The organism is Epilithonimonas sp. (assembly GCF_036780765.1).
Taxonomy (GTDB): Bacteria; Bacteroidota; Bacteroidia; order Flavobacteriales; family Weeksellaceae; genus Epilithonimonas.
Map to the genome: position 1 here is coordinate 44,690 of NZ_DAIQCG010000012.1, position 12,063 is coordinate 56,752.

The following is a 12,063-nucleotide window of genomic DNA, read 5'->3' on the forward strand; positions in this document are numbered from 1 at the left end:
ACTAATGAAAATAATCATCCACGGCGGTTTTTTCTCCGAAAGCAGTCAAAGCAATGAAGTTAAATTGGCTAAGCAAAACTCACTGAAAGACATTGCGAAAAAATCTTACGAATTTTTAAAAGATAATTCAGCCTTTGATACGGTGGCTTATGCTGTTTCACTTTTGGAAGATGATGAATTGTACAATGCGGGAATTGGTTCGCAAATCCAAAGCGATGGCGTCATACGAATGAGCGCTGCGATTATGAATGGTGAAACTCAGAAAATGAGCGGTGTGATTAATATTCAGGATGTGAAAAACCCGATTTTTGTTGCCAAAGAATTGATGAAAGAAGACGACCGAGTTCTCGGCGGAAATGGTGCAAAACAATATGCTTTGGAAAATGGATTCGAAAATTTTTCTACAGAAATTCCTCAACGAAGAAAAGAATACGAAGAGAAACTGAAAAATGGTGGCAAAGGAACCGTTGGTGCAGTCGCCATTGACAAACACGGAAAACTGGCTGTTGCAACTTCAACGGGTGGAAAGGGTTTTGAAATCCCCGGAAGAATCTCTGATTCTGCGACGGTTGCAGGAAATTTTGCTAATCAATTTTGCGCAGTAAGTTGTACCGGTGTTGGTGAAGATATCGTGAGTAATGCAACTGCAGCAAAAATTGTAACCCGAGTAACCGACGGATCAACCATAGATAATGCTTTTGACAGAACTTTTGAAGAGCTGAAAGAAATTGACGGTTTTGCAGGTGCAATCGGAATTGATTCTGAAGGAAATATTTTCCATCAGGATTCTTATCCAACAATGGTTTTTGCTAGTTTTGATGGGATTGATTTTGAAGTTTTTAATTAACAATAAGAATAATTAATGAAATACAATTTACTTTTACTTCTTACTTTAATTTCTTTGTGCCTTTCTGCACAACAAAAACCTGAATACCCTAAACCTAAGAAGGGTTATAAAATGGTTATTCTGGAATTACCAAAAATGGACAACGAAAAAGATTATAAAGTTGAAATAGCATTCGGAATAGAAAGCAAGATTGGAGAATGTTCAATCCCCAGCTTTGATTTTCGTGGAATAAAAACAGAATATCTTGTTCCTCCTTACAAATGGCCTTATTATGTTGCTGACGCAGATACAATTGAAATAATTGAAGGTAGTAACACTGACAAAACGTGTACATCTACTAAGCAAATTTTAAGAAAAATAATTAGTTCTAATAAAGAAATTGAAAACTATTCTAGCAGTTTCATTAGACATTTTTACATTCCAGAAAATTGGACTTTAGAATACCGGATTTGGAAATCTAATCCTGAGTATACTTCAATAAAATAATCGAAAACCGCTATCTCTCGACAGCGGTTTTTTTATAATTTATAATTAACAATTCATAATTATTAATCCAGCCAACCCATTTCTTTCATCCACTCATCATTGTAGATTTTCCCTACATAACGAGAACCGTGGTCGTGAAGCAGGACAACAATCACGTCGTCTTTTGTAAATTGGTCTTTCATCTGAACCAAAGCAGACATTGCACTTCCCGCAGAATAACCACAGAAAATACCTTCTTCTTTTGCCAGTTTTCTTGCATAGATTGCGCCGTCTTTATCAGTCACTTTCTCGAAATGATCGATGACGCTCATATCATAATTCTCAGGAAGAATATCTTCTCCAATGCCTTCTGTGATGTAAGTGTACGCGTGATCCAGATGAATCTCTCCCGTCTCGTGGATTTCTTTCAAAATCGAACCATAAGTATCCACACCAATGACTTTGATATTCGGTTTTTTTTCCTTGAAGAATGTTCCACAACCAGTTACTGTTCCGCCTGTACCAGCACCAGCTACGAAATGCGTTAATTTCCCTTCGGTCTGCCCCCAGATTTCCGGCGCTGTGCTTTCATAATGCGCTTGTCTGTTGGACAAATTATCATATTGATTCACATACCAAGCATTTTCGGTTTCTTGCGTTAATCTTTTAGCTGTAGAATAATATGAGCGCGGGTCTGTAGGCTTAACATCTGTTGGACAAACAATCACTTCTGCACCAACAGCACGAAGGATATCGCATTTTTCTTTGGATTGCTTGGAATTGGTTACGAAAATACATTTGTAACCTTTTTGGATTGCCACCAAAGCTAATCCCATCCCTGTATTTCCAGAAGTTCCTTCGATAATTGTTCCACCAGGTTTCAGACGACCGTCTTTTTCAGCATCTTCAATCATCTTAAGCGCCATTCTGTCTTTTACAGAATTTCCCGGATTGGTAGTTTCTACTTTTGCCAAAACCAAAGCTGGAAAATCATCTCCTAAAACTTTGTTAATTTTAACCAACGGCGTGTTACCGATGGTTTCAACTATATTATTGTAATATTTCATATTCTTAATTTTCTAAAAAGCTTATCATAAATTTTTCTAAAATGATTATCCTCTTGCTCTTTCAAGAAGAACCATCATTAAGAAACTCAAAACAATCAAAGATTCGTCTTCGTCATCGATATCAATTAATCTTTCTAATTGAAATCTTCTTCCCACTAAAGATGGCATTTTTTTCAGTCTAAAATATTCTTTGCCCGCATTATCTTTCACGGTATAAGAAGGATTCAAAAAATAACCTGTGAACAATCCTAAAATCGGGATTTCTCCAATGAAACTGTCAAATACTTTTACCCAACCATTATCTTCATTAATCTGATATTTTGGCTGGTCATTTTCATCGATAATGTCATAACGTGATTTCCAGATAGAACGAACCCCTTTTCTCGCCAATCTTCCGAAATTTTTACCATTAACCAAATCCGTCATCGTATAAGATGCGTTGAAGTCAATCCATTGGTTAGCTTTGATATTAAATAATTCTTTAGACTTACTTTCATCATTGAAAACAATTACATCTTCTTTTAATTTAAACATTTTCTGACGAACGTAAGCGACATAATTTCCGTTTTTGTCTGTGATATTGAAATCGCTTGCCAATGTTGTGATCTTGAATTTGAAATCAAGTGGATAATTGAGGTTTTTTAGTATCATTTAATTATTTTGTTTAAGCTGCTTGAATCTATAAAAATAAATTAACTGTATTTAATTGCCTTTAATGGCGAAATCCTACTGATCAAATAACTTGGTAAAATCATTGCAATACCTGATACGATGAAAATCCCTACCGAAATCGAAATGATATATAACGGATTTAGATCTACGGGAACGGTACTGATGAAGTAATTTTCTGGATCAAGCTTGATAATTCCCGTATATTTTTGGATCAATAACAATCCGATTCCTATCACATTTCCTGCCAACAATCCTGGAATCATAATAATTAATGTATAATTAATGAAAATGGATCTGATCTGAGCATTAGAAGCTCCGAATGTTTTCAAAAGCCCTATGGAATTAGTTCTTTCGATAATCAAAATCAGTAAAACCATAATGATATTGATGACTACAACAATCAACATAATGGCAATAATCAAAGAGATATTCTGATTGAAAATGTTAACCCAATCCAAAATCTGAGGATATTTTTCGGTTACTTTTTCTGCATAATTTTTATAACCAATGTATTTTTCGATTTGAGGAAAAGCAGCATCGATTTCGCTGGTATCATCTAAGAAAACATCCAAACCACCTATATCTTTATCACTCATATTCATCACTTTGCGAACATGATTGATATCGCCAATCATATAAAGGTCATCCACCAATTTAATATCAGTCTTGTAGATTCCTTTAATAAGAAATTTTCTATAAATCGGTTTTTGGTCTTCTTTTGAAAAGATGGCAACAATACTGTCACTAGCTTTGAGAGAAAGATCGCTAGCAATTTTGTCTGATAAAATAATCTCGTTATTATAACCATCTTCCTTGTAATCTGGAATCGAGCCCGAAATCATAAATGGTTGAAATCTCTTCTTATCAAAATCTTTCCCAACACCTTTCAGGATGATGCCTGCAAAATTATTTTCAGTTCTAAGGATTCCACTTACGGAAGCATAAGATTGTAACCCAGCGACGTCAGGAATAGCTTTCACCGCATTGATATCTAATCCTTTTGTATCCAAAACAGAAGAATTATAGGAAGAATTGGAACGTGTAGATTTTACAGAAATATCTCCGCTGAAATTGGAAATCCTATCTTCAATAGCTTTTTTAGAGCCAAGACCTGTAGAGATTGTAATCAGCGAAACAATGATGCCCAGAGCAACAGAAAGCCTGCCGATGTAGACAATCACTTTGGAGAGATTATTTTTGTTATCTTTGGAAAACGCTATCTTTTTCGAGAAATATAACGGAAAATTCAAATCAATGAGTTTAAGCTTCAAAAATAAAACTTTAGTTTTTATCCTGCTAATTTATTTTAGTTCAATACCATTTATTAAGTCTCAAAATCAATCCAAAGATTGTTTTGCGACCGCTGCTGACAGACCGGAACTGTACCTTCCCTTACTTAAAAATAAAAACGTCATTGTCGCTGCTAACCAAACCAGTCTTCTGAAAAATAAAAAGCATTTGGTTGATTTCTTAGTAGAAAACAATATAAAAATCAAATCTATTTTTGCGCCTGAACACGGGTTTCGAGGTGTCGCTGATGCTGGTGAGCACGTTAAAAATGGAACCGACAGCAAAACTGGTTTACCAATTGTTTCTCTTTATGGCGATAACAAAAAACCCAAAGCAGAATATCTGAAAGGTGCTGATGTTATTATCTTTGATATTCAAGATGTTGGGGTAAGATTTTATACTTATATCTCGACACTATCTTATATTATGGAAGCTGCTGCTGAAAACAATGTTGAAGTGATTGTCCTTGACAGACCAAATCCACACGACGGTTACATTGACGGACCAATGATGCGAGATCAATGGAAAAGTTTCATTGGACTTCACAATGTTCCTGTTGTTTATGGTTTAACAATCGGAGAATATGGAAAAATGGTCAATGGAGAAAAGTGGTTAAAAAACGGAGTAACTGCAAAATACACGTTGATTCCAATGCTGAATTATCACAAGCAAAAACGATATGGCGTTTCCGACAAACCTTCGCCCAATCTTCCGAATGATAAATCGATCAATCTCTATCCAAGTCTCTGTTTTTTTGAAGGAACTCAGGTTTCTGTAGGAAGAGGAACGGATTTACCGTTTCAAATCTACGGTTCTCCTTGGACAAAAGATTTTCAGTATCAATTCACTCCAAAACCAACAGAAGGCGCAAAAGATCCTTTCCTGAATGGGAAACTTTGTTACGGCGAAAATCTCAGTCAACATTCTCAAGACTTACGAGAATTAAATTTAGAATGGCTTTTGAAATCCTACAAAAATTATAAAAATCCTCAGCAGGATTACTTTTTGAAAAATCTTTTCTTTGATAAATTAGCCGGAAGCGATGAACTGAGAAAACAAATCATTGCTGGAAAATCCGAAAAAGAAATCAAAGACAGTTGGAAAAAAGATCTAGAAAATTTTGAAAAAATAAGGCTTAAATATATTGTCTACCCAAACTAAAAAACCTCGCACTAGCGAGGTTTTTTTGTTGTATTTAAATAAAATTTAGAATTTGAATCCTAAACCAATTTGAAGAAAGCTAACTTTAGCCTTTTCATCTCCAACCGGGTCTTTAACCATATTTGTAACTCCAAAGTTATATCTTGCATCAAAAAACAATCCGTTAGATAAAGAATATTCTGCACCAACAAAAGGAGAAAGATTCAAAGTTTTAATATTATCTTTAAAATCTGAATCCTGAGCATCTAAATAATCTTCAATTTCTTCAACATATTCTGAAGGTAAATTATGATCTAAAGAATATTTTGCTTTTGCAGATATTACAAATCCAAAATTAACACCTGCAGATAAAGAAAATGCATTAGCAACGTAATATTTTGCAGAAATAGGTATTAATAAAGTTCCAATATTATCTTTCTCTGTTGCTTTTATGTAATAACCACCTTCAGATTCCTCTTCTGTAGTTTTTCCTCCAAGGTCAGCATATAACAATTCCCCTTGTATAGCAAATTTATCAGTCAATTTATGCTCTACTAATCCTCCTACATAAAAAGATGATTTAGCATCAGAAGTAATAGACATATTTCCTGACTCTGCTTTCAGATTCGACATAAGGTAGCCACCTTTAACCCCAAATTTTGTTTGAGCATTCATAGCTCCGAAAAGTGCCAAAGCACCAACTAAAAATAGTTTTTTCATTAGTTATTAATTTTAAGTTTGCAATTTTAAGAAAATTTCAACAAACTTCAAAATCAATAATTATTAACAATTTAGTTTTCTTCAGCCAACCATTCTCCGTAAGAATTTTCGGTTTCGTGAAGTTTAAGATAAGCTAATTGGATTACAGAAGGCAGTTTAGATTGGATTTTCGAAGCAATATCGTAAAGCATATTTTCGCAAGTCGGTTGGTAATCACAAAAGATAACTTTGTGACCTTCATTCTGTAGATTTTCGCCCAAAGATTTGTGCGGAGAAGCACCATTTACCAAAACGGCATGATCCCAAATATCAACAATTTCTTCTTTTACAATTTTTTTTATATCGCCAAAATCTACAACCATCCCGTTTTTGGGATCATCCAGATTATTGATTGGATTACCCTTCACTGTTACAAATAATTTATAGGAATGGCCGTGCATATTTTTGCATTTACCATCATAATTATAAAGAACGTGAGCTGTTTCGAAAGTAAAAATTTTTGTAATCCGTATCATTCTGCAAAGATAATCAAAAATCTGTTTTTATAATTTTTGTTAAAGATTTGTGTATCCAGTTTACAATAGCTTATTTTGTAGAGAAGACACATCAAAATGAAAAAATTAGTTCTATTCTTAAGCTTAATTTCTTCTGTTTATTTTTATTCTCAGAATTTTTCCGCTATCAACAATATTTTGGAGAAAATTGAAAGTAAACAAAAAAAAATGAAGGATGCTTCCAGCTATACGATTAACAATAAAAAATTTGTTTTAGTAGAAGATTTTGAAGATCATTCGGAACGTCATATCCTTGAATTTACAGGCAATAACAGCATCACTTTGATTGAGTTGATTGATGATAAAGCAACCGGCCAAACGTTTTCCAACATCTTCAGTGGCGATTTTATTCGTAAAAGAAATGCGATTTCTATAAGAGTCAATTATCTGGAAGGCAAACAAATTGCAACTCCTATTATTTACAGTCTTTATTTGATGAATGCCAATAATATTTGGTACCTGAAAGACATCAACAACAGCAAACGTTGGATAGAAAATAACAACCTTTTGAAGAAAAAATAAGGTTTATTATTTTTCTCTTAAAAAATCAGTACAAATATCGACGGCCTCATTTAATTCTTTTGGGAGAGAATCACTTTCCCAAGGCTCTTTTGCCCCAAAGGTATGACCTGCTTTTTCTATGATTTTGAATTGAGAATCTTTTGTCCAATAATTGAGATTCTCAGAATGTTTTAATGGTACAGATTCGTCATCTGAACCGTGAATAAATAAACTTGGGACTGTCAATTTAACACAAGCTTTTTCAACATCAAATCTGTCTTTATTAATTTCAAAATCCTGGTAAAACTGAAAATAATGAGGCATTTCTTGTTTCGTTCTTGCGTTTTCCACAAAATAGACGCCATCATTTTTCCAATTTTCAAAAGCTTCATCTTTCGGAAATCTGTCAAGTGTAGAAACACTCGCAAGTGTAATTAATTTTGAAACATATTGATTTTCATAAGTTTTTATAATAGAAATCCCTCCGCCTCTGCTGTGACCTATTAAAACTATCTTGGTTGAATCAACTTCATTATGGTTTTTAAAATGATTGATAATAATTTCTAAATCATCCAATTCTTTGGAATAATTATTTTCTCCAAAAGCTTCCAAATCTGCAAAGTCATTTGGATTTTCAATCGTAGTTCCGTTATGTGAGAAATTGAATTTAACAAAATAAAAACCAGCATTCGCAAATTTCTCTCCCATTAACTCCCAAGCGCCCCAATCTTTGTAACCTTTGTAGCCGTGAACAAAAATGATTAGAGGAAGTTTCTTATCAGAATTTGGAAAAATTGCATCAGCTAAAAATTCTCTAGAACTTTTTAGGATTATATTTTTATGTTTGATTAAATTCATTCTCAATCTTATTTAAAATAAAAAAAGAAGTTACTAAAACTTCTTTTAATTCATTATATCGTCATCGAAAAAATCCGAGTTTCTGGCTTGTTCCTCATCATTCTTAGGTCAAAAACCATTGCTACATTTCTTGTAAAAGCTCTTCCTTTTTCTGTGATTTTAATTTGATTATCGGAGATTTCTACCAAACCGTCAGATTCCATTTCTTTTAATTTATCAATTGCATTTTCGATTTCAGGAAAAGAAGTCTGCAAGTTCCAACTCGTTTCCAATTGACACATCAGATTCAGAATATGCTTTCTGATAATCAAGTCCTCATCATCCAAAATATGACCACGGAATACCGGAATCTCGCCTTCTTCAACTATTTTCTGATATTCTTCCACAGTTTTTACATTCTGTGCAAAAGCATACCAAGAATCGGAAATAGCTGACATTCCCAAACCTACCATCAATTGGGTTTTACTGGATGTATAACCCATAAAATTACGGTGCAGCTTTTTCTGAGTCAATGATTGATAAAGGTCATCGTGTTCCAAAGAAAAATGGTCCATTCCAATCTCGATGTAACCGAGTTCTTCCAATAATTTTTTCCCGTCTTCATAAAGCCTTCTTTTCTCATCGCCACTTGGCAAATCACTTTCGTCAAAGCCTCTTTGTCCAACACCTTTTACCCAAGGAACGTGTGCATAGGAATAAAAAGCCAATCGGTCAGGTTTCAGTTCCAAAGTCTTTCTGATTGTATATTCTGTTGCTTCCCAAGTCTGGTGTGGCAATCCGAAAACCAAATCGTGGCTGATTCCTTTATAGCCAATTTCTCTCGCCCATTCTGTTACGTTTTTGACATTTTCAAAAGGCTGAATTCTATTGATGGCTTTCTGAACTTTCGGGTCATAATCCTGAACACCAAAACTCACTCTATTAAAGCCCAAATCAAACAAAGTCTGAAGATGTTCTTTAGTTGTATTATTCGGGTGACCTTCAAAACTGAATTCTTGTTCTTCCGCAATGTCAACAGTATCGAAAATCCCTTGTAAAAGTGTTTTCAGATTTTCCGGAGAAAAGAAAGTTGGCGTTCCACCACCGAGATGAAGTTCTTTTAGTTTCGGTTTTTCATTGAATAATTCAAGATATAATTTCCATTCTTTCAAAACACTTTCCAGATATGGAACTTCTACAGAATGCTGTTTTGTAATCCTCTTGTGACAAGCACAAAATGTACAAAGCGCCTCGCAAAATGGGAGGTGAATATAAATGGAAATACCTTCTTCGGAATTACTTTCTGAAAAAGATTTTATAACGGATTTTTTCCAAAGTTCTGGCGTAAAATCGGCCTCATTCCAATAAGGAACTGTGGGATAAGACGTGTAACGTGGACCTGGAATATTGTATTTATCAACTAAAGAATTCATCACTGCAAAGTTACGAAAACTATGTTTGGAATGATTTTGAATTAGGATGATTTTTGATTGGTGGTTTCTATTATTAAAATAAAAAAATCGGGAGAATTTCCCGATTTTGATTTATATAAATTTGAATTAATTATCTCAATTCCGCATTGAATTCTTTTACGAAAGATTTGATTAGAGAATTCATTACTTCTGTGATGTCTTTGTCTTCCAAGGTTTTTTCTTCGTTCAGAAGTTCGAAGCTTAATGCGTAGGATTTTTTGCCTTCTGGAAGATTTTTCCCTTCGTAAACATCAAAAAGGTTGATGTTTTTTAGGAAAGGCGATTTGTTCTTCTTCGCCAATTCATACAACTCAGAATAATTCATAGTTTTATCAACCAACAACGCCAAATCTCTTCTTATTTTGTTGAACTTCGGAATATCTACGAATTTCAAATTTTCTTTTGTTCTCAATTCCTGGCAGTTTTCCAACTCGATTTCTGCGTAGAAAACTTCTTGGCTGATGTCGAAATCTTTTAATAATTGTGGTGCAACCTTTCCTAATCTCGCCAAGGTTTTATCGCCAGACTTGATTTCCAAAGCATCAGAAAAACGATCATCAACCAAAGCTGATTCTTGCAAATCTAAATTCAGTTTTTCCAAAAGAACTTTAACATAAGCTTTCAAATAATAGAAATCTGTTGCGCTTTTTGGCTGACGCCAGTTTTCCGCAACTTCTCTTCCCGAAGTCAAAATCGCTAACTGCTTTCTTTCTTCGTATTTTTCTCTTTTATGATAAATTTTCCCTAATTCGAAAAACTTGATGTCAGATGATTTTCTGTTGATATTATAAATTGTATTTTCCAAAAGTCCTTCCAATAAAGACTTTCTCATAAATGCCAAATCATTACTCAAAGGATTTAGCAATTTCACTGCGTTGGTTTCATCTTTTACAGAAGTTAATGAGTTGTTCATCACCTCGTGAAAACCGTTGGATTGCAGTGTTCTTGCCCAAGAATTTTCTAAAGCATCTTGGTCGTCAAAACTCAATTTTACGGGTGTGAAAGAGATTTTCTTAGGTGCATCGATTTTGTTGTAACCGTAGATTCTCAATACTTCTTCAATCACATCAATTTCTCTTGTTACATCCGCTCTATAAACAGGAACAGACAATTCAAGACCATTTTGAATCTCATTAAGAATCTGAATATCAAGAGATTTAAGAATTTCTTTAATTTTTTCTCTATGAATTTTAGTTCCAAGAATCTGGTCTAATTTCGAGTATCTGAAAACCACATACTGGTCTTTGATTTTTTCAGGATAATGTTCCAAAATCTCTCCAACCAACTTTCCGCCAGCCAATTCCTGAATCAGATTAATTGCGTGCGTCAAAGCTGTTCTAGCATTATTTGGGTCCACACCTCTCTCGAAACGGAAAGAAGCATCGGTATTCAAACCGTGAGATTTAGAAGCTTTTCTGATTGCCACAGGATTGAAATAAGCACTTTCCAAGAAAATAGTTTTCGTTTCAGAAGAAACGCCACTTTCATTTCCACCGAAAACTCCGGCGATACAAAGTGGATTGTCTTTTCCATCTTTGATAATGATTTCGGAACCGTTTAAAGTTCTCTCAACATTATCCAAAGTTTTGAATTTGGTTCCAGTTTTTACAGTTCCAACTTTTACAGTTTTTTCTGAAATTTTATCAGCATCAAAAGCGTGAAGCGGTTGCCCAAGACCGTGAAGAATATAATTAGTAATATCTACAACATTATTAATTGGCGAAAGTCCAATAGCTTTCAATCTGTTTTTCAACCAATCCGGAGAATTTTTAACATCAACATTTTCGATAACAGCACCTAAATATCTTGGCGTTAATTCAGAATCTTCAACTTCTAATTTGAAATCGTGAGAACCTTCAATGTTTAAAACTTTAGATTCTATTTTACTGAATTCTGATTTCAAATTATTGGAAGATACGAAAGCCTGCAAATCTCTTGCAACACCGTAATGTGACATTGCATCAGTTCTGTTTGGAGTCAATCCAATTTCGTAAACTTCATCATTTGTCAATTCAAAATAATCTGCAAAAGGTTTCCCGACTTCATATTTCGTCTCGTCCAAAACCATAATTCCGGCGTGGTCATCGCTCAAACCTAATTCGTCTTCGGCACAAATCATCCCTTCGGAAACTTCACCACGTATTTTAGCTTTCTTGATTTCGAAAGAACTTCCGTCTTTTGCATAAATTTTTGTTCCAACCACAGCAACAGGAACTATTTGTCCAGAAGCAACATTTGGAGCACCACAAACGATTTCCAGAACTTTTCCGTTGCCAATATCAACTGTTGTTTTGCTTAATTTATCGGCATTCGGGTGTTTTTCGCAAGTCAAAACTTTACCCACAACAATCCCTTCCAGACTTCCTTTTATGCTTTCGAATTTATCAACACCTTCCACTTCCAAACCGATATCGGTAAGATAAGCACTGATTTTTTCAGAGTTAAGGTCTGTTTTGATATAATCTTTAAGCCAATTATTAGAAATTTTCATTCTTTTT

At 34.2% G+C, this 12,063-nt stretch carries 12 protein-coding genes; 4 read left to right on the plus strand and 8 right to left on the minus strand.

The features are described 5' to 3' along the window. The first annotated feature begins 4 nt into the window (after positions 1-4). Together V7P73_RS13415 and V7P73_RS13420 are read left to right on the plus strand one after the other, a co-directional pair. Entirely contained in the window at positions 5-847 is an 843-nt protein-coding gene (locus V7P73_RS13415; RefSeq protein ID WP_333854459.1) for an isoaspartyl peptidase/L-asparaginase, read from the plus strand. A 15-nt stretch (positions 848-862) separates the two neighbouring features. Continuing rightward, the gene (locus tag V7P73_RS13420; RefSeq protein WP_333854461.1) at positions 863-1,333 is read left to right on the plus strand and encodes an ecotin family protein; all 471 of its coding nucleotides are present in this window, start codon (positions 863-865) and stop codon (positions 1,331-1,333) included. A gap of 62 nt (positions 1,334-1,395) precedes the next feature. Here the strand turns inward: V7P73_RS13420 and V7P73_RS13425 are convergent, their stop codons facing one another. The 3 genes from V7P73_RS13425 to V7P73_RS13435 are packed head-to-tail and all read right to left on the minus strand — an operon-like array spanning position 1,396 to position 4,301. Further along, positions 1,396-2,379, minus strand: a complete 984-nt coding sequence (locus V7P73_RS13425) for a PLP-dependent cysteine synthase family protein (protein ID WP_333854463.1) — start codon at positions 2,377-2,379, stop codon at positions 1,396-1,398. A 45-nt stretch (positions 2,380-2,424) separates the two neighbouring features. Next, the gene (locus V7P73_RS13430; protein ID WP_333854465.1) at positions 2,425-3,030 is read right to left on the minus strand and encodes a hypothetical protein; all 606 of its coding nucleotides are present in this window, start codon (positions 3,028-3,030) and stop codon (positions 2,425-2,427) included. Between the two features lie 41 nt (positions 3,031-3,071). Beyond that, positions 3,072-4,301: an ABC transporter permease gene (locus V7P73_RS13435; RefSeq protein WP_333854479.1), complete on the minus strand. Its 1,230-nt coding sequence runs from the start codon at positions 4,299-4,301 to the stop codon at positions 3,072-3,074. Between the two features lie 4 nt (positions 4,302-4,305). Here V7P73_RS13435 and V7P73_RS13440 point away from each other — a divergent pair, with 4 nt between their 5' ends. Further along, positions 4,306-5,502 carry an exo-beta-N-acetylmuramidase NamZ family protein gene (locus V7P73_RS13440; protein WP_333854466.1) on the plus strand — a complete coding sequence of 399 codons (1,197 nt, stop codon included), beginning with the start codon at positions 4,306-4,308 and terminating at the stop codon, positions 5,500-5,502. Between the two features lie 45 nt (positions 5,503-5,547). On the opposite strand, the gene V7P73_RS13445 is transcribed toward V7P73_RS13440, so the two are convergent. Next, positions 5,548-6,201, minus strand: coding sequence for a porin family protein (locus V7P73_RS13445; RefSeq protein ID WP_333854468.1), 654 nt, complete (start codon positions 6,199-6,201; stop codon positions 5,548-5,550). 71 nt (positions 6,202-6,272) lie between these two features. Continuing rightward, positions 6,273-6,716, minus strand: a complete 444-nt coding sequence (locus V7P73_RS13450) for a 6-pyruvoyl trahydropterin synthase family protein (protein ID WP_333854470.1) — start codon at positions 6,714-6,716, stop codon at positions 6,273-6,275. A gap of 96 nt (positions 6,717-6,812) precedes the next feature. Between V7P73_RS13450 and V7P73_RS13455 the strand changes: the two genes are divergently transcribed. Continuing rightward, a complete protein-coding gene (locus V7P73_RS13455; RefSeq protein ID WP_333854472.1) occupies positions 6,813-7,277 on the plus strand; it encodes a hypothetical protein in 465 nt (154 codons plus the stop codon). A gap of 6 nt (positions 7,278-7,283) precedes the next feature. Here V7P73_RS13455 and V7P73_RS13460 read toward each other — a convergent pair whose 3' ends face one another. The 3 genes from V7P73_RS13460 to pheT all read right to left on the minus strand — a co-directional run bounded on the left by V7P73_RS13460 (position 7,284) and on the right by pheT (position 12,056). After that, complete coding sequence (locus V7P73_RS13460) at positions 7,284-8,114, minus strand: alpha/beta hydrolase family protein (RefSeq protein ID WP_333854474.1); 831 nt, start codon at positions 8,112-8,114, stop codon at positions 7,284-7,286. Between the two features lie 53 nt (positions 8,115-8,167). After that, positions 8,168-9,526, minus strand: a complete 1,359-nt coding sequence (gene hemN / locus V7P73_RS13465; protein WP_333854476.1) for an oxygen-independent coproporphyrinogen III oxidase — start codon at positions 9,524-9,526, stop codon at positions 8,168-8,170. Between the two features lie 130 nt (positions 9,527-9,656). Next, on the minus strand, positions 9,657-12,056 hold the full coding sequence (gene pheT, locus V7P73_RS13470) for a phenylalanine--tRNA ligase subunit beta (protein ID WP_333854481.1): 2,400 nt from the start codon (positions 12,054-12,056) through the stop codon (positions 9,657-9,659). Positions 12,057-12,063 lie beyond the last annotated feature (7 nt).